Origin of the sequence: Tessaracoccus antarcticus (assembly GCF_003688855.1) — a bacterium.
Taxonomy (GTDB): Bacteria; Actinomycetota; Actinomycetes; order Propionibacteriales; family Propionibacteriaceae; genus Arachnia; species Arachnia antarctica.
Genome location: NZ_REFW01000002.1, coordinates 646,895 through 670,198 on the forward strand (window position 1 = coordinate 646,895; position 23,304 = coordinate 670,198).

The following is a 23,304-nucleotide window of genomic DNA, read 5'->3' on the forward strand; positions in this document are numbered from 1 at the left end:
TCGCCCAGATTAGTGCCCCGCGGGGATTCTTGGCACATCACGTCCGTGGCTACAGCAGAGGAGCCTGGTCGGGCTCGCGGGGCGCAGCGGTGGCATCGTCCTGCGGGACGGTACCAATCCCCTCGGGGGAGACATCCGCAGATGCGGCTGTGCGGCCGGAGCCTCGGCCGGCCAGTGATGTCACAGGTTGGGAGACCGGCAGTCCGGAGCCGTCGCGGCGATCCGTGGTGGGCGGCAACTCCACCGGCGATCCACTGGCTGCGGACGCGATGACGGGGGAGCGGCCGATCCCTGCGGCAATGAGAACGTCCTCACCCTTCAGGAAGCGGTGGCAGCGCACCCCACCCGTGGCGCGACCCTTCGCCGGGTAGTGGAGCATGGCGGTCACCTTGGCGGCGCCCACCTCGGTGCCCGGCAGCGAGGTGCTGGCGCCGGAAACGGTGGCCAGCTCGTCTGCGGCGGGATCGACCGCCCCGAACCACATCACCGACGCGCCGGGCGCCAGCTTGATGCCCGACATCCCGCCGCCCGCGCGTCCCTGCGGGCGAACGGTGGAGGCGGGAAAGTGCAGGAGCTGGGCATCCGTGGTGATGAAGGCCAGGTGCAGATTCGGGTCACGGAGTTCGACGGCCCCCACCACCTCGTCGCCGTCGTCGAGGCGTATGACATCCCACGCATCCTTGGACAGGTACTCGGGGGCGACGCGCTTCACGACACCTCGGCGGGTGCCGATGGCAAGACCGGCCGCCTCGGGGCCCAGCCTGGTCATGCCCAGCGGGGTTTCACCGGGTTCCAGCAGCCACAGCTCGCTGGCGGGTGACCCGCCCTGCAGGGCGGGTGCGTTGGCCGTGGGGGGAACCGTGGGCAGTTCGATGGCGCGGCACCGTACCAGTCGCCCTCGGTTGGTGAGGACACCGAATTCGGCGTGCGCGGATGTGTGGATCGCGGAGACAATGACGTCGTGGGCGCTGCGCGGCCCGGTGGTGGGCAGTGCGGAGTCGCCCTCCATACGGGCCACCAGTCCCGTGCCGGACAGCAGCACCCAGCACGGGTCGTCGGGGACCTCCAACGGCTGGGCCGTTTGCGAGACCTGACCGCTGGAGGCGAGCAGGATCGTGCGTCGGGGGGTGCCGAACTGTTTGACCACGTCATCCAGTTCACCGGTGAGGACCGACCGGAGGATTGCGTCGTCGTCGAGGATCTCGCGGAGCCCGGCGATGCGCTCGTTGAGTTCCGCGGCCTCCTTCTCCAACTCGATGGTGGAGTATTTGGTGAGGCGACGCAGCTGCATGTCGAGGATCCAGTTGGCCTGGATCTCGTCGAGGTTGAAGGCGCCGATGAGGCGCGTGCGCGCCTCGTTGGCGTCCTCGGAGCTGCGGATGATGGCGATGACATCGTCGATGTCGGCGATGGCGATCATGAGGCCGCGGACCAGGTGGAGCCGATCGGTGGCCTTTGCGAGCTGGAACCGGGTGCGCCGCAGCGTCACCTCGATGCGGTGGTCGAGGTAGACCTGCAGCATCTCGATGAGAGTCATGGTGCGGGGTTGGCCCTCGACCAGTGCCACCGCGTTGATGGCGAACGTGTCCTCCAGCTTGGTCACCCGGTACAGCTGTTCGAGGAGCGCTTCAGGATTGATGCCGTTCTTCACCTCGATCACCAGTCGGGTGCCGTGGGCCAGATCCGTGAGGTCCTTGACGTCGGCGATGCCGCTGAGCTTCTTCTCGCCCACGGCCTTCTTGATCTGCTCGATGATCTTCTCGGGGCCGATCATGTAGGGCAGTTCCGTGACGACGATGCCCTGGCGTCGGGGCGTGACCTTCTCAATGCGTGCGGTGGCCCTCACCTTGAAACTGCCACGACCAGTGGCGTAGGCGTCACGGACGCCGTCGAGCCCGATGATCTTGCCACCGGTGGGCAGATCGGGCCCGGGGAGGAAACGCATCAGCTCGTCGAGTTCCATGGTCGGTGTGACCAGCAACTGCTTCAGTGCCGCAACCACCTCCACGAGGTTGTGGGGGGCGATGTTGGTGGCCATGCCGACGGCGATGCCGGTGGCACCGTTGACGAGCAGGTTGGGGAATGCAGCCGGCATGACGGCCGGTTCGGTCTCCTTGCCGTCGTAGTTGGGCTTGAAGTCGACGGTGTCCTCGTCGAGGCCCGCCGTCATGGCGCGAGCAGCCGGCGCCATCCGGACCTCCGTGTAGCGCATCGCCGCGGGGCCAGCATCAAGAGAGCCGAAGTTGCCGTGGCCATCCATGAGCGGCAACCGCACCGACCACGGCTGTGCCATGCGTACCAGGGCGTCGTAGATGGCGGTGTCACCGTGGGGGTGCAGGACACCCATGACCTGCCCCACCACCCGTGCACACTTCACGTGGCTGCGCTCGGGTCGGATCCCCATCTCGTCCATGGCGTAGAGGATCCGTCGTTGCACGGGCTTGAGCCCGTCGCGGGCGTCCGGCAACGCACGGGAGTAGATGACCGAGTAGGCGTACTCGAGGAAGCTGGTCTCCATTTCCTCGGTGACGTCGACGTCCAGAATGTTCTCGTCGAAGGTGTCGTCCTCGGTCCTGGTCTTCGCCATTGGCCCTCGGCCCTCCTGTGGTGCGTGCTGTGTGTCAGATGATCGTGCGCAGCTTATCGGCTAGTCCATCACCGTCGGGAGCCCGGACCTCCGGAGCCGTGTCGGGGGACCACCTCTCCGGCTCCCGCTGGTCGAACGGCATGGCGTGGGCCAGCACGTGTTCACCGGGCGTGAGCTGGCGGATTGCTCTGGCCCGCACGTGGCGCGGCTGGAGCGTCGCGAATTCCGCGTACAGCTCCGGGTCGTGCTGGCCGTCGTCGCCCACCAGCACCCACCGGATGTTCGGCAGGTCGCGGGCCAACTCCCTCAGGCAGGTGCGCTTGTGGTCGGGCCCCTTGCGGAACCAGCCCGTGTTGGTGGGACCCCAGTCCGTCAGCAGCATCGCGCCCTTCGGGATGCCGTGGCGGGCCAGGAAGCGACTGACCATGGGGTAGGTGTTCCAGGCGCCAGTGGAAACGTAGATCACGGGAGCTCCGGGGTGGTCGGCAAGCATCCCCTGGTAGAACCGGGCGATCCCGGGGACCGCCTGCCTCGCCTGCTCCGTGAGGAAGAAGGAGTTCCAGGCGGCCAGGAAGGGGCGGGGCAGCCACGTCGACAAGATGGTGTCGTCGATGTCGCTGACGATCCCGAAGGTCTCCTCGGAGTCGATGATCTGCACCTCGACGCCACCGCTGCTGCCGTCGGCGCTGCGCACCTCAATGGTGTGCCAGCCGGGTGCCAGACCCGGATTTTTCACACGCACGTCGATGTAACCGCTGCGGTCGGCCTGCACGAGCACCGGCGCACCGTTCAGGATGATCCATGCCTGCGCGTTGCCCAGCGGCGCCGCGATGAAGTTGCGCCACCCCCGGCGATGCAGGAAGTCGTAGGCCGCCTGCACTATTCCCAGTTCCTTGGGTGGCTTCAGGACGACTCGGGCCAGCACCCGTACCTGCTCGGGAGTACCGAAGCCCGTGTAGCCGACGATGGCCTGGTCCCAGCCGCGCCGGGACAGCATTCTGCTGAGGAGGTTGGTGATGTGGTCCTCGATGCGGGCAGCGAAGAAGGGGCGAGACTTCATGGCCCACAACATAGGGCAAGCGTGGGACAATGAGTCCCGTGACCCATCTCGACCAGACGCGCACAGTGCTGCCCGCGGACCTCGTCCACCAGATTTCGGAGTGCGGCTTCTACCCCGAGCTGGTGACTGACACGATCGCCAGCGGTCTCGGCAGCCAGCCCGTGGTGGGGCACCTGGTGCACCACGAAGCCACCTTCGCCGGCCATGAGGTGCAGCGTCACATCACCGTTCTGGTGTTGACGGAACGTCAGTTGCTGATCTGCCACACCGACGACGGCGACGACGGCGCCACGGACAGGGCTCTCACGACGTCAGAGGTGGTGGCGCTGCGCGCCATCGACTCCGTGGTGGTGACGCGTTCGGTCAGCAAGCCCCAGTCCTACGGTGAGGACTCCGAGGTGGTGGAGACCTGGCTGACGTTGGTGTGGGGCGCGGCGCGGCGCCTCGACCTCGGGCCGGCGTCCTGCGACGACCCGAGCTGCGACGCCGACCATGGCTGGACCGGCATGCAGGTGCCCAACGACCTGACCGTGCGCATGAGCCCCGTCGGTGACGGCGACTCCAACACCCGGCGCCTCCTCGACTTCGGCGCCCTGCTGCAGTCCCGGGTGGGTTGATGCACGAAGAGTTCATCGCGCCCCGCTACGGCGGTGCGACGCTCGCCAGCCTGCTCCCCAGCATCGAGGCGTCCCTCTCCGGCACCACCCCGGTGCTGGGGTTGCCGCGCGCGTCCCGGTACGTGCTGCTGCTGGTGGACGGTCTCGGCTGGTACCCACTGCAGGCTCACGCGGACCACGCCGAAATGCTGGCGGGGCACCTGGATGTGGCCACAGAGCTGACGTGCTCGGTGCCGTCGACCACGGCGACGTCTCTGACGAGCCTGGGCTGCGGGGTACCTCCCGGCCAGCACGGCGTGGTGGGGTACACCTTTCTCGACCCGGCCACTGATCGCCTGCTCAATGCCCTCACGTGGGACGGGGGACCCGACGACATCCAGGGGTTCCGGTGCCACGACACGGCGTTCCAACGCATGGCCGCCCGTGGCCAGCACTCCGGCGCTGTCTCACTGTCCCGGTTTGCCGACAGCGCGCTGACGCAGCTGGCCTTCGGCGGCACAGAGCACCTCGGAGTGGAGAAGGAAGGACAGTCCGGCCATTTCGTTGACCTCGTCCTGCAGTCCCTTTCCACCCATCAGGTGGTCTACTGCTACGAACGCATGCTTGACCACGACGGCCATGGCTACGGAGTGGGTTCGTGGCAGTGGCTGGACAGGCTGGCGCGCATCGACGACATGGTCGCGGAACTGGCGGACCACCTTCCCGTTGACACCTGTCTGCTCGTCACAGGCGACCACGGCATGGTCAATGTTCCGACCCACCGCAAGATCGTCGCCGACGACGAGACGGCCCTGGCGGGCTGCCGCCACATCGGTGGCGAGGCGCGCTTCCGACAGCTGTACTGCGACAACCCGCGACGCGTCGCGGCCTCCTGGTCGGAGTTCATGGGGGACCGCGCCCACGTCCTCACGCGGGACGAGGCGCTGGCGGCCGGTTGGTTCGGCCTCGACGTGGACCCACGGGTGGTACCCCGCATCGGCGACGTACTGGTGGCCATGCGCGCCGACTGGGGGGTCATGACCTCGGCGTTCCCCGGCGAGTTCTCCCTGGTGGGGATGCACGGTTCCCTCACCGCTGAGGAGATGGTGGTCCCGCTGTTCGCGTTCGGCCCGCAATGAGGATCGCTTTCATCCTGGACGACTTCTACCCCTCCTCCGGGGGAGTGGCCCGATCCGTGGAGACCCAACTGGAGTCACTCGTGGCCCTCGGCCACGACGTCACCCTCATCGCCCCGGACCGCCATCTGCAGAAGCCCAGGGGGTGCAGGACCATCGAGTGCCCCACGCTCTACATCGAGGGCACGTCCGCGCATCTCAGCGTCCTGCACTTCTCCCAGAAGCGGGCCGCACTGATCGACAGGTGCGCCACCTTCGACGTGATCCACACGCAGACGGATCGCGGCGCCATGATCCTCGGTGCCCGTCTGGCCAAGCTGCAGTCCATCCCGCACGTGCACACCTTTCACGCCAATATTGCGGGCACCCACCAGACGGTGAAGTCCGCCGTCTTCGGGACCCTGTCCTACCAGTGGGTCATCAACCCTGTCCTGACAGCGGCCAGCGGTCGCCGACCTCCCCGGTCCACACTGCCGGGCAGGGAGAAGGAGACGGGGGGTCTGGCGGCTCGCATGGACTGGGCGTCCTTCGCCGACCTGGCCGGCAAGGTGGACGCCCACACGGTCCCGTCGCCGTTCATGCTGGAGCTGATCAACGAGGCGGCCGGGAGGGAACTGAACGGGTTCGTTGTCCCCACCGGGTACAACGAGCGCATGAAGACGACCATCGACCAGGCCGAGCGGACCCGCACCGACGACCGTGTCCGGTTCCTGTCGGTGGGACGGCTCGCCAAGGAGAAGCGCCTCGACGTCCTCATCAAGGCCTTCATCACGGCCGACAGGCCTGACGCCGAGCTCGTCATCGTGGGAGACGGCGACCAGCGAAACGCCCTGCGGGAACTGGCGGCCGGGCACCCACGCATCGATTTTCGTGGCCACCTCGGCTCGCTGGAGGCGATCGCCTCCGAGCTCCGCAACGCCGATGTGATGGCGCTCAGCAGCTACCGCTTCGACTCCCAGGGGCTCGTCATCACGGAGGCTGTCGCAGCCGGGCTTCCCGTCATGTACTGCGACGACAGGCTCACCGTCGGCCTGTCGCCGGAGAGTTCCTATCTCACGGGGCCGGACATCACGTCCATGGCCGCGGGGTTCCGGACACTGTGCGATCCGGTGGTGCGGGGACGGTTGGCAGCAGCCACGCCTGCACTGCTACCGTCTCTCAGCGCCGATCGGATGGCCGAGAAATACGTCTCGGTGTACCGATCCGTCATCGAAGGGGACAACGTTGGCTGAGCTGGTCTTCCACACGGGACCCATGGACTGTGGCAAGTCGACGCTCGCCCTGCAGTTCCATCACACCCAGTCCACGCACGGTCGTCAGGGCCGTCTGTTCACGCAGCAGGATCGCTCCGGGACATCCAGCGTGACATCGCGTCTGGGACTGTCATCCCCGGCCATCGAGGTCACCGAGGAGTTCGACTTCTGGCGCTACGTCATCGCCGAGCTGACGGGCGGCAAGCGCGTTGACTACCTGGTGTGTGACGAGGCCCAGTTCTACACGGGTGAACACGTCGAGCAGTTGGCGCGCATCGTTGACGAACTTCAACTCGACGTCTACACCTTCGGCATCCTTGCCGACTTCCGCACGAAGCTGTTCCCCGGCTCGCAGCGGCTTGTCGAGCTTGCTGATCGCACCGAGACCCTGCCGCTCGGACCGCTGTGCTGGTGCTCCGCGAAGGGCACCCACAATGCCCGTACCGTCAACGGGTTGATGGTCACGGAGGGTTCCCAAGTGGTGGTAGGTGACACCGAGAGTGGGATGGAAGTGCGCTACGAGGTTCTGTGCCGTGCGCACCACCGCCGCCGTATGACGGCGACGCGCGCCAAGGCCACGCTGTCGCCCGAGCCGCTGCCCTTTGAATTGGGCTAGTACCAAAAAGTACTAGTCGAGTGGGTGTGCCCGTTTCGGGCAGTCGCAGTGATCGATGGGTTCCCGGGAGCAAAGAGCGCGTGCGAGGATCACCCGAACAGCGCCGCAGCCGGTGGCGCTCGATGGAGAAGGTGCAACGATGCGCTTACACATGACGTCACGCGTAGTGGCACTCATGTCGGCAGTGGCCCTGGTCGTCACAGGTTTGGTGACCACGCTGGCCCCCACAACAAGTCAGGCAGCCCCCGGAGTCAACGTGGCGCTGGCGTCCGCAGGTGCGGTCGTGAGCGCTTCGGGTGATGAATCCGCCACGCAGTGGCGGTTCAGCCTGGCGACCGACGGTGATCCCGGAACCCGGTGGTCGTCCAACACCGCTGACGATGCATGGTTGCAGGTGAAGCTGGCCAAGGCCACGAACATCGACCACGTCACCATCCTGTGGGAGGTCGCGTGCGCCGCGAAGTACAAGGTGCAGGTCTCCCATGACGGGACGGCCTGGACCGACGCCACCACGGAGATCCCCAACTCCCCGTGTGCCCCCACCCTGACCCACACCCTGAACCCTGCCACGGCTGGCACACCCTGGCAGTACGTCCGCATGCAGGGCATTGACCGCACCCCCATCAACGGGACCAAGTACGGCATGAGCCTGTACGAGTTCCAGGTCTGGGACGGCCCCGAGGCTGCCGTCGTCGACAGCAACGTGAGCCTTGTACCGCTGCCCCAGGAACTGGCCGTCCTCGACACCGAGGCTGCTTTCGTCCTGAACGCCGACACCACGATTGAGGCCGCCGGCGACGCCGTCGTCGTGGCAAACGTGCTGGCTGAGCGCTGGCGCGTCTCCACGGGGTTCCCGCTGCGGGTCGTGACCTCCGCCACCGCCAACTCCATCCGCCTCGTGCTGGACACCGATTACGCAGAGCTTTCCACGCCCAGTGTTGGCGAGGGCTACTCGTTGCAGGTCCGCAGCACTGGCGCTGTCATCACAGCCAAGGCGGCCCATGGCCTCCACAACGGTGTCCAGACGCTGCGCCAGCTGTTCCCGCCGATGATCGAGTCCGAAGTGACCGTTCTCCGTGACTGGTCTGCACCAGCCGTCGACGTGAAGGACGCCCCCCGCTTCCAGCACCGCGGCATCCAGGTGGACTCGGCCCGCTCCTTCGTGAGCGTGCCGGAGCTGAAGAACATCATCGACACCATCTCCTCCACGAAGCAGGACCGCCTGCACCTCCACCTCGCAGACGACCAGGGCTGGCGCATCGAGATCACGAACGAGGGCAGGGAAGCCGGTGACACCATCGACTACACCAACCTCGTGAAGATCTCCGGCCAGTCCGCCATGCTGACGGACGCCAGGGGTTACAAGGAGGAGTTCGGCCGGACCGGGTTCTACACGCAGCAGGACTACAAAGACATCGTCACGTACGCCGCCGACCGCTTCATCACCGTGATCCCCGAGATCGACGTGCCCGGCCACACCAAGGCCATGCTGCACGCCCTCCCCGAGCTCAACGGTGGCAAGGCACGGCCGTTCCCGACGGTGTACGGCACCGTCAAGGAGCAGAACAACGGCAACGTCGGCGAATCCACCCTGGATGTCGACAACCCGAAGACCTTCGTGGCCATCAAGCACATCTTCGGCCAGATCGCCGAGATGACGCCCGGACCGTACTTCCACATGGGTGGCGACGAGTCCCACGTCACGCCCCACGACGACTACGTGGCATTCGTCCAGCAGACCATTGCCATCGTGCGTGGACTCGGCAAGAGCACCATCGGCTGGAACGAAGTTGCCGAAGCCGGTCTGGCGCCGGGCGACGTCGTCCAGTACTGGGTGGGAAGCACCGACCCCACGGCCAAGGCCATCCAGGCCGGCGCCAAGGTCATCGTGTCCAAGTCGGACTCCTCCTACCTGGACATGAAGTACAACGCGAAGACCCCCATCGGCCTCACCTGGGCCGGCCAGGGCGACGTGGACAAGTACTACAACTGGAACCCCCGCACCGTCGTGCCCATCGCAGAAGAGGATGACATCCTCGGTGTCGAGGCACCCCTGTGGTCCGAGACCCATCGTGGCGGCAAGCAGAACGAGTTCCTGATCTTCCCCCGCGCCGTCTCGCACGCCGAGATCGGCTGGTCCCAGCAGTCGCAGCGCAACGTCAACGACTTCATGAAGCGCCTCAACGCTGTCGGACCGCGACTGCTCGCCATGGAGTCCAACTTCTACGACGGTCCGCTCGTTGCCTGGGGCACCGACTTGGCCGCGCTTTCGTCCCAGGCGCGCACCAAAGCGTCTCACCGCATCGAGGTGGCACACTTCGCCGCCCCGGGCACCAAGGTCTCCGCTGACGGTAGGACCGTCGCCGTGGACGCTGTCAACGACGCCGACGGCACCAGCAAGTCCGCACTGGCGGGGCCGCTGACCGCCACCATCGATTTCGGTGATGGCTCCGCCGCCGCTGAGGCCACGTTCGTCACCGACAATCCGCGTGGCGTGGTCTCCTCCGGCTCGCTCTACCGCATCGGCGCCGACCACACGTATGGCACCGCTGGCAGCTACGACGTCACCGTCACGCTGTCCGACGGTCGCGTCGGCACTGCCAAGGTCACAGTCACCGGCGACTACGTCGTTCCCGTCACGGCAGCCGTCGATGACTGCCAGGTGCCGAGCATGGTGCTGGGCGCCACGACCGCCAGGGACGACTCCCGCGTGGGCGTGACCCTGGCCGGTCTCACACCCCACGAGTTCCTGGACATCCTCTGGGATGGCACGCGCATCGGCTCCGTGGTGAGTGATGAGGCCGGCAAGGCCTTCTTCAGTCACTACGTGGCGTACCAGAGCATCAAGGGCGACCACCTGCTCCGCGTCAAGGACTCCGCAGGTCGGTTCGTCGAGAAGATCCTCACGGTCGACTCGCAGACCACGCCTCCTCCCGGCATCGCGGTGACAGGTGTCACGGCCCAGGCATCGTCCGAGGCTCCCAACGAGGGTGCGCCCAACGGTGTCGCCACCGCTCTGGTCGACGGCAACCCGGCCACCTTCTGGCACTCCAAGTGGGCCGCCCCCGCAGCCACGTACCCGCACACGCTGACGTTCAACCTCGGCAAGGAGGTTGACCTCAGCCAGATTGTGTGGACCCCGCGCCAGAGCAGCGACAACGGTCAGGTCAAGACCATGAGCGTCGAGTTCAGCACCGACGGCACGGCGTGGACAGGTGCGCAGGAAGTGACACTCAACGCCGGTCGTGGCTCCACCGCCATTGCCGTGGATGCCATGGTCACTCACGTGCGGATCACGGCCACGGCACCGCAGGAGGCGGGAAGCCTCTTCGCCACCGCCGGTGAGGTGCAGTTCCGCGGGCTGAGCGAGGGCCAGGTGGCGCCCGATGGTCCCGCCTCGGTCGTTGCCGGGACGTGGACTCCTCCCGCCGAGTGCGGGACTGACCCCAACCCCAACGCGACGGTCACCGTCACCCCGACGGTCACTGTCACGCCCACCATCACGGTGACGCCCACCATCACGGTGACGCCGACGACCACGGTCACGGCCACTGCGACGGCGACCGCCACCGCGACGGTCACGTCGACGCCCACCACCACGGTGACGCCGACGACCACGGTCACGGCCACTGCGACGGCGACCGCCACCGCGACGGTCACGTCGACGCCCACCACCACGGTGACGCCGACGACCACGGTCACGGCAACGGCGACCTCAACCGTCAGGCCCACGGTGAAGCCGACTGTTGCGCCCTCGTCAAGCACCACGAGCACACCCGCCAAGGACGTCTACTCCACACCGGGGTACCACACGGTCAACGGCCGCAAGTGGTTCACGAAGTGCGAGCCCTACTCGCAGACGATGCGATGCCGCACGGACATCTGGGCCACCCAGGTCCAGAACGTCGGCGGCACGTTCGTCTCGAAGACCGGCTGGCATTTCAACAACCTGACGTACCTGGAGTCGTCGCGCGCCCTGTGGGCCAACAACCCGCTGGGTAGGGCCGGCAGCTGGACTGCGCTCGACGGTCGTCAGTGGCGCACGGAGTGCGACACCGCGGTCACCGGTCGCAACGGCTGCCGCAGCTTCATCTGGACGCCGAACACGGTTGTCCCCGTCAGGAACGCCAACGGGACCTACCGCTACGAACTGGATGATCTCTGGGTGTTCAACAACATCGTGCGCTTTTCCAACTGAGCACACGACACACACGAGGGGCCGGCTTCCATCATGGAGGCCGGCCCCTCGTGCTGTACGAGGAGTTGTCTCGTGTCGGCCGAGGGCCACAAGTTCCTGAGACACAGCAGCATCCCGCGAGGTGGGGGAGGTCATGCAGGAGGTCTGTCGGCAGGCCTACGCCCTCGACGTGCCGCAGTGTGTCCCACACTGCGGCACCGGGCTCAGCTGCGGCCGGGCCCGCCGAACATGATCTCGTCCCAGCTCGGGATACTGGCGCGCTTGCGGGCAGGCTTGCGCTTGGGGGCCGCAGGGGCGACGTCGGGCACCAGCGGATCCTGCTCCGCAGCCTCCGGTGTCGGCTCGGGGCGCGCGGCCCCCGGCTGAGCGGGGCTGTCGGCCGGTCCGCCGTCAGCGGCAGCTTCGTCTGCCGCATGTGTGTCCTGACCCTGCGCCTCCACGACCGCTGCGCTCGCGTCCTTCAGGTCGTCGGCCTCGAGGTCGGGATGTTCCGACAGGTCGTCGGCGACCGACTCACCCGATGCGGCAGTATCGACCGCCGCATCCTCGGTGTGAGCATCTGGCGAGGGTGTCTCCTCAGAAGTCCCAGAGGTCGCCTGGGCAAGCGCAGGCGCTGCAGGTTCATCAGTGGCAGCGGCGGTATCGCCGGATTCCTCGACGTCGTCCTCGAGACCCAGATAGATCCGGACGGAGTCCTCGCTGACGCCGCTGAGCATGTCGTAGAGCTCATCGAGTTCGGAGGTGTGCGCGGATCCCTCATACGGGGAGTCGAACTGGGGGACGTCATCCCCGGGGGTTCCGGTACCAGTCGTGACGAAGGTGGGATCCTCCGATATTGCCCGCACCAGCGCCAACTCGTCGTGGAAGTCGATGGTGTTCTCGTTGTCCGGGTCACCCTGGCTTCCGGGCGGCTCCTCACCGATCATCCACCGGGCGTCGGAGTTGTCGGCGACGCTGAAGCGGCTTTTCGAATCGAAAATGAACTCGGCCGCCCGCGATGCCGCCTGGTCGTCAAGGAGCCCCACGAGCCGCCATTTCAGGTCGTTCTGGCGCCATGAGTCCCATTCGACGATGTCGGCGTCCAGACCACGCGCCTGAAGGCGCTCACTGATGAGCTCCCCGAGACGTCGGTGGCCGGAGCCGTCGCCACGGCGGCGGACGCTGGACGCGAGGGCTGTGCGTGTCATGTGTGCACGCTCCGCCATCACAGGTATCGCGAAACCGGCAATGCGGTCGACGTTCACCCCTGCCTCGGCCGCCACCTCTGGGATGGAGGCACCAGCCCGGAGGCGCGCCTGGATCTCGCGCGGGCTCATTCCACTGTTCATTCTCACCTCTACCTGGAAGCTTGCTGGCGCCCAACCTATCAGCGGATCGTGCCCCCCATGAGACGTGCCCCGTCGCATCCGGATGTTCGCGTCATGGACATTGACGAGCTACCACTTGCGTGTACGCAGGAATGTGGTACACATACCCCGATCAAGTCGGCTGGGTACGACATGGTGTGGGCCAGAGAAAGGACCGGCGGATGGCTACTGACTACGACGCCCCGCGCAAGAACGACGAGGAAACGAACGAGGATTCGCTCGAAGAACTCAAGTCGCGGCGCAATGACAAGAATTCCGGCAAGGTGGACGAGGACGAGGTCGAAGCGGCCGAATCGTTCGAACTACCTGGCGCGGACCTCTCGCACGAAGAGTTGACGGTTCGTGTCCTGCCCAAGCAGGCGAACGAGTTCACCTGCGCATCCTGTTTTCTCGTGAAGGCAACCAGCCAACTCGCGGAGACCAAGAACGGCCAGGGGTACTGCATCGACTGCGTGTGAGACGACACACGAGGGGGCGGGAACGGATCACATCCGTTCCCGCCCCCTTTCGTGTTGTCACTTCTTGGACAGGTCCAGCTTGTTGACGAGCCCGCCGGGAGCCTTCTGCCCCATGTTGGAGATCCACCGACGCTGCATGAAGCGGTTCATCGCCAGTTGCGCCATGCCGACTCCAAGGCCGCTCGATGCAGCCCAGATCAGGGCCATTGTCAGCGGAGTGTCGGGATCATTGGGATCGGGCGGCGTGTCGCCGGTGCTGAGCTCCCACACCTTCGTCACCACCTTCTGAGCGACCAACGTGGTCACCGCACCCAGGACTCCCGCGTACACCTTCCACAACACCTTCTCGGACATACCCATTGGTTGGCCTCTTTCCTTGTAGACGCGTTTCATTATGCTTCACACCCCGGACTAGATTGGTGGGATGACCTATGTCGAGCGCCTTCGGGTGCCCTCCTGGTGGTGGCTCGTGGCCGCGCTGCTCGTGGCCAGCGTCGCCATGGCGATCCTCGCCTACGTCCCATGGCAGCAGGGTGTGGTGATCGTGGGCCTGTTCGGGCTCGCCGTTGCGGTCGTCGTCTTCTCCTACGGTCACACGGCCGTCAGTGTCGTCGATGGGGTGCTCCACGTGGGGCGCTACACACTTGAGGGCCGCTGGATCGCCGGTGTCGAGCCGCTGGACCGCGACGAGAGCGCGCATGCCATGGCGGCCGGCGCCAACCCACGCGACTTCCTCGTGACACGGCCCTACATCACGGACCTGGTGCGCATCCGGCTGAACGACGCCGCCGACCCGCATCCGCACTGGCTCATCAGCAGTCGTCGGCCCCAGGAGTTCGCCGCCGCCGTCGAAGCCATCAGCGTGGGCTCGGCATGAGGATCCCCGTGATGCTGGAGGCCGGGCTGTCAGCGCCGTCCTACGCACGGCAGGGCGATGCGGGGGCAGACCTTCGGTGCACCGCCGACGTCCGCCTCGAGCCGGGGGAGCGCGCGCTCGTGGGCACGGGCGTCAGGGTTGCGTTGCCGCAGGGCACGGTGGGGCTCGTCACGCCGCGCTCCGGACTGGCGGCCCGCCGGGGGCTGGGTATCGTGAACGCCCCCGGTGTCATCGACTCGGGATATCGGGGCGAGATCCTGGTGTGTCTCATCAATCACGATCCGGCCGAGGCAATCGCCCTGTCGGCGGGTGACCGCGTGGCCCAACTGGTGGTGGTGCCATGCATCACTGCGCAGTTCGAGGCGGTGCGCTCCCTCGATGAGACGGATCGTGGTTCGGGTGGTTATGGTTCTACTGGCGTGGGTATTGACACGTCTGAGGTCAACTGAGAGAGGCTGCAACCGTGGATGTCGGACGCACGAAGGACGTCGACGCAGAAGTCGACGACGTGACCGAGGAGCTGGTCGGGGAATCCGCCGGCGACGAGGCGGCCACCTGGGATGCCTGGGACGCTGCCTTCGATCGCGAGGAGGGCCCGTTCGACGTCGCGGAGGTCGATCTCGACGCCGATGAGGTCAAGCGCCTCGATCTTGGCACTCTCGTCATCACCCCCTTTGACAAGATGAACCTCCAACTTCAGGTGGACAAGGCCAAGGAGAAGGTGCAGGCGCTGCTCATCTCCGACGGCACCTCCGCCATGGAGGTTGCCGTGTTTGCCGGCCCCACCAGATCGTCGATGCTGGGTGAGATCCGTGAGGAGATCATCAAGGCCACAGAAGAAGCCGACGGCAAGGTCGAACTGGTCCAGGGCCCCTTCGGGGCAGAGCTGCGCCGCCGCCTCCCGGTGACAACCCCCGATGGCAAGCCCGCCACGCATCTGTCGCGGACCTGGCTGTGCCAGGGGCCCGGGTGGGTGCTCCGAGGTGTCGTCATGGGCAAGGCGGCTCTCGAACCGGACAACCAGGACGCCGACCTGGCCATGTGGGAATTCTTCACCAACCTCGTGGTGCGCCGAGGCCCGGAGCCGGCGGTTCCCGGCAGCGTGCTCCTCATGGAGATTCCGCAATTGGACGAGAAATGACCGACCAGCAGCGCAAGCGTCGAACGGTGGGGGAGCGCTTCCGGCGCTTCCTCTCCACGGCGGAACAACTGGAGGCAGAGGACCTTGCCGACCAGGCCCGCGAGGCGGGTGCCGTGCCGTTGAGTGAGTGCGCATCCCGTCAAAAGGTGACAGTGCGGGGCACCATCACGTCGGTGACCGCATCCAACACCTCGTGGCTCGAGGCCGACCTCACCGACGGCACCGGCACCGTGAGCCTGATCTGGATGGGCCGTCGACGGCTGGAATGCATCATCCCGGGTCGTCACGTCATCGTGTCGGGTCGGCTCACGGAGGAGGAGGGCCGCAGGGTCATCTTCAACCCCGAGTTCGAGGTCCTCTCCTAGGAATTGCGTGACGCACGTTAAGACGACGGCGCGATCCGGGGAACTGGTCCGGGTCAGCTAGTCGTCGTCTGCGGTGAACATGGCCGCCAGTTCGGACTCAGCCTGCTGGCTGACGACGAACAGCAGCTCGTCCTCGCCCTCCAGCGCACCGTCGCGGTCCGGTACGAGGGGAACGCCGTCACGGATGATGGCCACGAGGACCGCATCCATGGGCAGCTCGATGTCACGAAGGCGGCGCCCGACGTAGGACGAGTCGGCTGGTAGCCGCATCTCGGACAGGTTCGTCGTCGACTTGTTGAAGGTGAACAGGCGCACCAGATCACCCGTGGCCACCGCCTCCTCGACGAGCGCTGACATGATCCGTGGCGTCGAGACCGCCACGTCGACGCCCCAGACGTCGTCGAACATCCACTCGTTCCCCGGATGGTTGACCCGACCCACGGTGCGGGGCACCCCGAACTCCGTCTTGGCCAGCAGTGAATGCACCAGGTTGGCCTTGTCGTCGCCAGTGGCAGCAATACTGACGTCGCAGTTCTCCAGTTCCGCATCCTCGAGTGTCTGCAGTTCGCAGGCGTCTGCCTGGAACCACTCGGCACCCGGCACGGACTCCGGCTTGATGGAGTGCGGATCCCGTTCGATCAACAGCACCTGATGGCCATTGGCAATCAGTTCACGGGCGATCGACCGCCCCACGTTGCCGGCACCGGCGATGGCGACTCTCATCTTTCCTCCTAATGCCTGGCTGGGGCGGTGGCGAACAGGGTTTCAATATCGGAGGTTCGGTCGGTCTCACAGCCGACGAAGATCATGTCGCCATCCTGGAACACGGTTTCACTGTCGGGGACCAGACCCTTGCCGACACGGACCATGAAGGGGATGGGGGCATGGGCGGCCGCGGACAACTCGCGGATGCGTCGTCCCACCCAGCCCTCGTGGACGAACACCTGCAGGAGGTGGACGTTGCCGGAGGCGTCGCGCCACACCGGCTCGCTGCCCTCCGGCAGCAGACGCCGCAGCACCTGCCCGACGGTCCACCTCACGGTGGCGACGGTGGGGATGCCGAGGCGCTCGTAGACGGCGGCGCGACCCTGGTCGTAGATCCGGGCCACGACGTTGTCAACGTGGTACCCCTCACGCACCACGCGGGCCGCGAGGATGTTGGAGTTGTCGCCGCTGGAGACCGCCGCGAAGCCGTCGGCCTGCCGTATCCCGGCCTCCTCCAGCACCTCGCGGTCGAAGCCCACGCCCTTGACAGTGGTGCCCTGGAAGTCACTGCCGAGGCGGCGGAACGCTTCGGGGTTGACGTCCACGACGGCCACACTGTGACCACGCTTCTCGAGGCCGCGGGCGAGCATGGCGCCCACGCGGCCGCAGCCCATGATGACGATGTGCACGCGGGTTTCCTCCTCAGGGATTGACACAACAGACGCTATCGCACCCGGACGTCCCCGCGGCAAGGCGTCCTGTGTAGGAAATGCGGGGGGACAGGTCTACCGTAAGCGCGTGAACATCTACTCCGCGTTCAAGCGGGTACTGGTGGGCCGGCGCCTATCCAACGAGCAGATGGGCGAAACGCTCCTGCCCAAACGCCTTGCCCTCCCGGTCTTCGCGTCCGACGCGTTGAGTTCGGTGGCGTACGCCCCGGATGAGATCCTCATCACCTTGTCCCTGGCCGGCATGACCGGCTACATGTTCTCCTGGCAGATCGGCATCGCCGTGGCCGTGGTGGTCGGAGTGGTGGTGCTGTCGTACCGACAGACGGTCCACGCCTACCCGACGGGGGGAGGGGACTACGAGGTGGCGGCCGCGAACCTGGGGCGTCGCGCGAGCCTCACCGTCGCCTCCGCGCTGCTCGTGGACTACGTCCTGACCGTGGCGGTGTCCGTCTCGGCAGGGGTCCTCAACGCCCAGGCCATCATTCCCGCGCTGGCCGGTCATGAAGCCTCCGTGGCCATCGTTGTCATCGTGCTGCTGACCCTCATGAACCTGCGGGGCACGCGTGAGTCCGGAAGCTTCTTCGCCATCCCCACCTATGTCTTCATGGTGTCGATGTTCATCATGCTGGGTGTCGGCTTCTTCCGGATCTTCGCATTGGGGCAGCCATTGGCCAGCGAGACCGCGAACCTGACTGTCATGGCACCCGAGGGCAGCAAGGAAGCCGTCGGATGGGTCCTCATCGCCGTGCTGGCACGGGCCTTCTCCTCGGGGTGCGCAGCACTGACCGGTGTCGAGGCCATCAGCAACGGTGTGCCGTCGTTCCGCCCCCCCAAGAGTCGCAACGCCGCCTCGGTGCTGGGCATGCTGGGGCTGATCGCCATCACCCTGCTGGTGGGCATCATCGCTCTCGCGAACCTGACGCAGGTGCGGCTCATCGACGAATTGACGGGCGCGCACTACATCGACGGGCAGGGCAATGCGATCCACAGCTCGGCTGTGACAGTGACGGGTCAGCTGGCGAGGGTGGTGTTCGGGGACTGGTTCGTGCCGGGCGTCTTCGTGGTGGTCATCGCCACCATGGTCATCCTCTTCCTGGCAGCCAACACCGCCTTCAACGGCTTCCCGAGCCTGGCGTCGATCCTCGCGAAGGACGCCTACCTGCCACGTCAGCTGCACAGCCGGGGGGACCGCCTGGCCTACTCCAACGGCATCATCACACTGGCACTGTGCGCCATCGGCCTGGTGTGGATCTTCGACGCCTCGGTCACGGCGCTCATCCAGCTGTACGTGGTGGGGGTCTTCATCTCCTTCACGCTGGGCCAGATCGGCATGATCCGGCACTGGACGAAGGAACTGACCACCGAGACCGACCGGCGCGCGCGTCGTCGGATGCAACACTCCCGCATCATCAACACCGTGGGCGCGGCTCTCACGGGCCTCGTGCTGGCGGTGGTACTGATCTCCAAGTTCACCCACGGCGCCTACCTGGCGCTCGTCGCCATGGGTGTGATGTATCTCATGATGACCTTCATCAGGAAGCACTACGAGGCCGTCACCAGGGAAGTCCACCTCAACGAGGACTCGGACCGCGCCCTGCCCAGCCGGGTGCGCGGCGTGGTGCTGGTGCAGAACGTGAACCTCCCCACGGCGAAGGCGGTCGCCTTCGCCAAGGCCAGCCGCAGCACCAGCCTTGTCGGCGTACTGGTGGCCCTCGACGAGGACGAAACCGCGGTGGCCATCCGGGACTGGAACGCCGAGGACTTCGGCGTGGTCCTCAAGGTGATCGCCTCGCCGTACCGGGAGATCACGACACCCTTCATCCGGTTCGTCGCGCAGATGCGCTCTGACAATCCCCGTGACGTGGTGGCCGTCTACATTCCGGAATTCGTGGTGGGGCACTGGTGGGAGCAGGTCCTCCACAACCAGACGGCACTGCTGATCCGCACCCGCCTGCACTTCATGCCGGGCGTGATGGTCATCAGCGTCCCCTTCCAGCTGCAGAGCTCTAAGCGTGCCAAGGAACGGATGAAGGCTGCGTCCCGCCGCGGCCGCGGCAACCTGGGGGCCCGATGACTGAGATTCGTCTGGAAAGGGTCGCGCACGGTGGCTCCGTGGTCGGCATGACCGACGACAAGGTCGTGTTCGTCACCGGGGGGCTCCCGGGTGAGCTGGTGGTTGTCGACATCACCGAGCATTCACAGCGCTTCGACAGGGGGCGTGTGCTGGAGGTGGTGGAACCAGTGGCCGGCAGGGTCACGCCCCCGTGCCCCATTGCCGAGCGGTGTGGCGGGTGCGACTGGCAGCACGCGTCGCCGGAGCTGCAGCTGGACCTGAAGACGGCCGTGGTGGCCGAGCAACTCCACCGCCTCGCAGGTATCACGTGGGAGGGTCGGGTGCAGGCGGTCGCCCCCACCACCGGGTGGCGGACCCGCATGCGCTACGCCGTCGACGACGCGGGACGGGTGGGGCTGCGTGCCCGGCGCTCGCACGACGTGGTGCCCCTGCCGGAACAGGGCTGCCTCGTGGCTGCCCCGGGACCGGACCTGGCGGAACTCACGCGCATGGCGGCCGGGGCGGAGTCACTCGAGGTCGTGGTCTCTGACGACGGCGTGAGCGTGCTGGCTGATGGGGTTCGTCTCCGGGGCGGCGCCGTCGTGCATCAGAGCGTGTCCGGTCATCGCTTCGCCGTGGACGCGGGAGGATTCTGGCAGGTCCATCCCCGCGCTGCGCAGGTGTTGACGGACGCCGTCCTCCACGGGCTGCGGCCGACGACGGGGGAGACGGCGCTTGACCTGTACTGCGGGGTGGGCCTGTTCGCCGCACCGCTGGCGGCTGCAGGATGCGACGTGCTGGGGATCGAGGGGTCCCGCAGGGCCATCGTTCGGGCGCGGATGAATGTCCCCGGTGCCCGATTCGTGGCGGGAAGTCTGGAGAAGTCGCTGGCATCCCTGCCGCCCCGCGCTGATGTTGTCGTTCTGGACCCTCCGCGGAAGGGAGCCGGGGCCACGGTGGTCAAGGCCATCGCGCGCCTGCGTCCGCGCGCCATCGCCTACGTGGCCTGCGACCCCTCGGCCCTGGGCAGGGACCTCTCCACTTTTGCGTCGCTGGGGTTCGAGCCCACCAGCATTGAGGCCTTCGATCTGTTCCCCATGACGCATCACGTGGAGTGCGTGGCCATCCTGGAGCCCACCAACCGGTCACGTGGTGACACAGCGGTGATGTGACCTCGAGCGCCCGTGGCGGCTCCGTCGGGCTCTAGACTTGAGCCGCCACCGTCAAGGAACGCGGGAGCGTACCGTGATATCTTGACGTCAAGACAAATCATCAGGTGTGCGGGACAAGGAGAGTCGATGAGCATCAACAGCTTCGGGGCCAAGGCCAATCTGGACGTGGAGGGAACCACCTACGAGATCTTCCGGGTCGACGCGGTGGAGGGGCACAACAAGCTGCCCTTCAGCCTGAAGGTCCTGCTCGAGAACCTGCTGCGCACCGAGGACGGTGCCAACATCACGGCGGAGCACATCAGTGCGCTCGGCAACTGGGATGCTGGCGCACAGCCCAACCAGGAGATCCAGTTCACGCCGGCTCGTGTCATCATGCAGGACTTCACCGGCGTGCCGTGCGTGGTCGACCTCGCCACGATGCGTGAGGCCGTGGAGGCGCTCGGCGGCGACCCCGCCAAGATCAATCCGCTCTCGCCCGCAGAGATGGTCATCGACCACTCGGTGATCGCCGAGGTCTTCGGCACTGCGGGGGCGTTCCAGCAGAACACCGACATCGAATACCAGCGCAACCGTGAGCGTTACCAGTTCCTGCGCTGGGGCCAGACGGCCTTCGATGACTTCAAGGTGGTGCCCCCGGGCACCGGCATCGTCCACCAGGTCAATATTGAGAACCTGGCCCGCGTGATCTTCCCCCGCACCGTCGACGGCGTACTGCAGGCATACCCGGACACCTGCGTGGGCACCGACTCCCACACCACCATGGTCAACGGACTTGGGGTCGTCGGCTGGGGCGTGGGTGGTATCGAGGCCGAGGCGGCCATGCTGGGCCAGCCCGTCTCCATGCTCATACCGCGCGTCGTGGGCTTCAAGCTCACCGGCAGTCTTCCCGAGGGCACCACCGCGACGGACCTCGTCCTCACCATCACCGAGATGCTGCGCGAGCACAAGGTTGTGGGCAAGTTCGTCGAGTTCTACGGCGAGGGAGTCTCGCAGGTGCCGTTGGCCAACCGCGCCACCATCGGCAACATGAGCCCGGAGTACGGCTCCACCATCGCCGTCTTCCCCATCGACGAGAAGACCATCGACTACATGCGCCTCACGGGCCGTGACGAGCACCAGCTCGCCCTCGTGGAGGCCTACTCGAAGGAGCAGGGCCTCTGGCACGACGCCAGCAACGAGCCCACCTTCTCCGAGTACATCGAACTCGACCTCGCCACCGTGGTGCCCTCCATCGCCGGCCCCCGTCGTCCGCAGGACCGCATTCGCCTCGACGAGTCCAAGGCATCCTTCCGCGAGGCCGTCGCCGCATTCGTGGGCGAGCCCGAGCACGAGCACACGCACGACTACTCGGGCTATGACGACTCCGTCGAGTCCACCATGATCGCCTCAGACCCCACGGGTGCCAACCCCACGGACGTCGACGACTCGCCGGCGCCCGCCGGCCACGACCACCCGGGCCCGGGTGTGAAGGACAGGGTGTACAAGAAGGTTCCCGTCACCCTGGCCGACGGCACCACATTCGAACTCGACCACGGCGCCGTCACCATCGCGTCCATCACCTCCTGCACCAACACCTCCAACCCGAGCGTCATGATCGGCGCTGCGCTGGTTGCCAAGAAGGCCGTCGAGAAGGGCCTCAACCGCAAGCCGTGGGTCAAGACGTCCCTGGCTCCGGGGTCCCAGGTGGTGACCGACTACTACAACAAGTCCGGACTCACGCAGTACCTCGATGCCCTGGGCTTCAACCTTGTCGGCTACGGCTGTACCACGTGCATCGGCAACTCCGGCCCGCTGATTGCCGAGGTGTCGGAGGCCATCAACGAGCACGACCTCGCCGTGTCTGCCGTGCTGTCGGGCAACCGCAACTTTGAGGGTCGCATCAACCCCGACGTCCAGATGAACTACCTCGCCTCCCCGATGCTCGTCATCGTGTATGCGCTGGCCGGGACCATGGACATCGACCTGTTCAACGAGCCCATCGGTCAGGACACGGACGGCAACGACGTCTTCATGCGCGACATCTGGCCCTCGGGTGCGGAGATCGAGGAGGTTGTCGGCAGCTCCATCAGTGCCGAGATGTTCACCACTCGCTACGCCGACGTGTTCGCCGGCGACGAGCGCTGGCAGTCCCTCCCCACCCCTGACGGCGAGACCTTCGCCTGGGACGAGGACTCCACCTACGTCCGCAAGCCCCCGTACTTCGACGGCATGCCGGCCCATCCGGAGCCAGTCGTCGACATCACGGGTGCGCGCGTGCTGCTGAAGCTGGGGGACTCGGTCACCACCGACCACATCTCTCCGGCCGGCAGCATCAAGGCTGACTCCCCGGCGGGCGTCTACCTGAGCGAGAACGGCGTGGAGCGTCGCGACTTCAACTCCTACGGCTCCCGCCGTGGCAACCACGAGGTCATGATCCGGGGCACGTTCGCCAACATCCGTCTGCGCAACCAGATCGCACCGGGCACCGAGGGCGGCTTCACGCGTGACTTCTCGGCCGACGGTGCACCGGTCACCACGGTCTACGATGCCTCCGTGGCCTACGCCGAGGCGGGCGTGCCGCTGGTGGTGCTGGCGGGCAAGGAGTACGGCTCCGGTTCGTCGCGTGACTGGGCGGCCAAGGGCACAGCCCTGCTGGGTGTCCGGGCGGTCATCGCTGAGAGCTACGAGCGGATCCACCGCTCCAACCTCATCGGCATGGGCGTGCTGCCACTCCAGTTCCCCGAGGGGGAGACTGCGGACTCACTGGGGCTGACGGGGGAGGAGACGTTCTCCTTCGAGGGCGTGACCGCCCTCAACGATGGTTCGACACCCGAGAACGTGAAGGTCTCCGCCAGCAGGGCCGACGGATCCATCGTCGTTTTCGACGCTGTGGTGAGGATCGACACCCCAGGCGAGCGCAGCTACTACCTCAACGGCGGGATCATGCAGTACGTGCTGCGGAACCTGGCAGCGGCTGCCTGACACTGCATGTAACTGCTGCCCCGTACCC

19 protein-coding genes are annotated in these 23,304 nt (G+C 66.4%); 13 read left to right on the plus strand and 6 right to left on the minus strand.

The annotated features are described in order from the left end of the window. Nucleotides 1-49: 49 nt before the first annotated feature. Nucleotides 50-2,587 (minus strand): DNA gyrase/topoisomerase IV subunit A, encoded by a 2,538-nt coding sequence (locus EAX62_RS10240; RefSeq protein WP_121901556.1) that lies wholly within the window; start codon nt 2,585-2,587, stop codon nt 50-52. Between the two features lie 34 nt (nt 2,588-2,621). After that, the gene (locus tag EAX62_RS10245) at nt 2,622-3,647 is read right to left on the minus strand and encodes an App1 family protein (RefSeq protein ID WP_121901801.1); all 1,026 of its coding nucleotides are present in this window, start codon (nt 3,645-3,647) and stop codon (nt 2,622-2,624) included. A 29-nt stretch (nt 3,648-3,676) separates the two neighbouring features. On the opposite strand from EAX62_RS10245, the gene EAX62_RS10250 reads away from it, so the two are divergent. The 5 genes from EAX62_RS10250 (at nt 3,677) to EAX62_RS10270 (ending at nt 11,446) form a co-directional block, all read left to right on the plus strand. Further along, entirely contained in the window at nt 3,677-4,264 is a 588-nt protein-coding gene (locus EAX62_RS10250; RefSeq protein ID WP_121901557.1) for a DUF5998 family protein, read from the plus strand. Then, a complete protein-coding gene (locus EAX62_RS10255) occupies nt 4,264-5,382 on the plus strand; it encodes an alkaline phosphatase family protein (RefSeq protein WP_121901558.1) in 1,119 nt (372 codons plus the stop codon). The genes EAX62_RS10250 and EAX62_RS10255 overlap by 1 nt, the downstream gene beginning before the upstream one ends. Beyond that, complete coding sequence (locus tag EAX62_RS10260) at nt 5,379-6,611, plus strand: glycosyltransferase family 4 protein (protein WP_121901559.1); 1,233 nt, start codon at nt 5,379-5,381, stop codon at nt 6,609-6,611. Before EAX62_RS10255 ends, EAX62_RS10260 begins: the two co-directional genes overlap by 4 nt. Beyond that, on the plus strand, nt 6,604-7,248 hold the full coding sequence (locus EAX62_RS10265) for a thymidine kinase (RefSeq protein WP_121901560.1): 645 nt from the start codon (nt 6,604-6,606) through the stop codon (nt 7,246-7,248). The genes EAX62_RS10260 and EAX62_RS10265 overlap by 8 nt, the downstream gene beginning before the upstream one ends. Before the next feature lie 151 nt (nt 7,249-7,399). Continuing rightward, nucleotides 7,400-11,446, plus strand: coding sequence for a family 20 glycosylhydrolase (locus EAX62_RS10270; protein WP_158600631.1), 4,047 nt, complete (start codon nt 7,400-7,402; stop codon nt 11,444-11,446). A gap of 203 nt (nt 11,447-11,649) precedes the next feature. Here the strand turns inward: EAX62_RS10270 and sepH are convergent, their stop codons facing one another. Continuing rightward, nucleotides 11,650-12,852: a septation protein SepH gene (gene sepH / locus EAX62_RS10275; RefSeq protein ID WP_121901562.1), complete on the minus strand. Its 1,203-nt coding sequence runs from the start codon at nt 12,850-12,852 to the stop codon at nt 11,650-11,652. Nucleotides 12,853-12,974: 122 nt separating this feature from the next. Here sepH and EAX62_RS10280 point away from each other — a divergent pair, with 122 nt between their 5' ends. After that, nucleotides 12,975-13,271 carry a DUF4193 domain-containing protein gene (locus EAX62_RS10280; protein ID WP_121901563.1) on the plus strand — a complete coding sequence of 99 codons (297 nt, stop codon included), beginning with the start codon at nt 12,975-12,977 and terminating at the stop codon, nt 13,269-13,271. A gap of 57 nt (nt 13,272-13,328) precedes the next feature. Here the strand turns inward: EAX62_RS10280 and EAX62_RS10285 are convergent, their stop codons facing one another. After that, on the minus strand, nt 13,329-13,631 hold the full coding sequence (locus EAX62_RS10285) for a DUF4235 domain-containing protein (protein ID WP_121901564.1): 303 nt from the start codon (nt 13,629-13,631) through the stop codon (nt 13,329-13,331). 64 nt (nt 13,632-13,695) lie between these two features. Between EAX62_RS10285 and EAX62_RS10290 the strand changes: the two genes are divergently transcribed. Genes EAX62_RS10290 through EAX62_RS10305 form a run of 4 tightly spaced genes read left to right on the plus strand, consistent with a single transcriptional unit; the run spans nt 13,696 to nt 15,654 of the window. Beyond that, nucleotides 13,696-14,148: a DUF3093 domain-containing protein gene (locus EAX62_RS10290; RefSeq protein WP_121901565.1), complete on the plus strand. Its 453-nt coding sequence runs from the start codon at nt 13,696-13,698 to the stop codon at nt 14,146-14,148. After that, complete coding sequence (dut, locus tag EAX62_RS10295; protein WP_121901566.1) at nt 14,145-14,597, plus strand: dUTP diphosphatase; 453 nt, start codon at nt 14,145-14,147, stop codon at nt 14,595-14,597. The genes EAX62_RS10290 and dut overlap by 4 nt, the downstream gene beginning before the upstream one ends. A 14-nt stretch (nt 14,598-14,611) precedes the next feature. After that, nucleotides 14,612-15,289 carry a DUF3710 domain-containing protein gene (locus EAX62_RS10300; protein ID WP_158600633.1) on the plus strand — a complete coding sequence of 226 codons (678 nt, stop codon included), beginning with the start codon at nt 14,612-14,614 and terminating at the stop codon, nt 15,287-15,289. Continuing rightward, on the plus strand, nt 15,286-15,654 hold the full coding sequence (locus EAX62_RS10305) for an OB-fold nucleic acid binding domain-containing protein (protein ID WP_121901568.1): 369 nt from the start codon (nt 15,286-15,288) through the stop codon (nt 15,652-15,654). The genes EAX62_RS10300 and EAX62_RS10305 overlap by 4 nt, the downstream gene beginning before the upstream one ends. 57 nt (nt 15,655-15,711) lie before the next feature. On the opposite strand, the gene EAX62_RS10310 is transcribed toward EAX62_RS10305, so the two are convergent. Further along, nucleotides 15,712-16,377, minus strand: coding sequence for a potassium channel family protein (locus EAX62_RS10310; RefSeq protein ID WP_121901569.1), 666 nt, complete (start codon nt 16,375-16,377; stop codon nt 15,712-15,714). An 8-nt stretch (nt 16,378-16,385) separates the two neighbouring features. Then, on the minus strand, nt 16,386-17,033 hold the full coding sequence (locus tag EAX62_RS10315; protein ID WP_199711260.1) for a potassium channel family protein: 648 nt from the start codon (nt 17,031-17,033) through the stop codon (nt 16,386-16,388). 124 nt (nt 17,034-17,157) lie between these two features. Between EAX62_RS10315 and EAX62_RS10320 the strand changes: the two genes are divergently transcribed. The 3 genes from EAX62_RS10320 (at nt 17,158) to EAX62_RS10330 (ending at nt 23,276) form a co-directional block, all read left to right on the plus strand. After that, the gene (locus EAX62_RS10320) at nt 17,158-19,164 is read left to right on the plus strand and encodes an APC family permease (protein ID WP_121901571.1); all 2,007 of its coding nucleotides are present in this window, start codon (nt 17,158-17,160) and stop codon (nt 19,162-19,164) included. Further along, on the plus strand, nt 19,161-20,315 hold the full coding sequence (locus tag EAX62_RS10325) for a class I SAM-dependent RNA methyltransferase (protein ID WP_121901572.1): 1,155 nt from the start codon (nt 19,161-19,163) through the stop codon (nt 20,313-20,315). The genes EAX62_RS10320 and EAX62_RS10325 overlap by 4 nt, the downstream gene beginning before the upstream one ends. 126 nt (nt 20,316-20,441) lie before the next feature. Continuing rightward, nucleotides 20,442-23,276, plus strand: coding sequence for an aconitate hydratase (locus EAX62_RS10330; RefSeq protein WP_121901573.1), 2,835 nt, complete (start codon nt 20,442-20,444; stop codon nt 23,274-23,276). Nucleotides 23,277-23,304 lie beyond the last annotated feature (28 nt).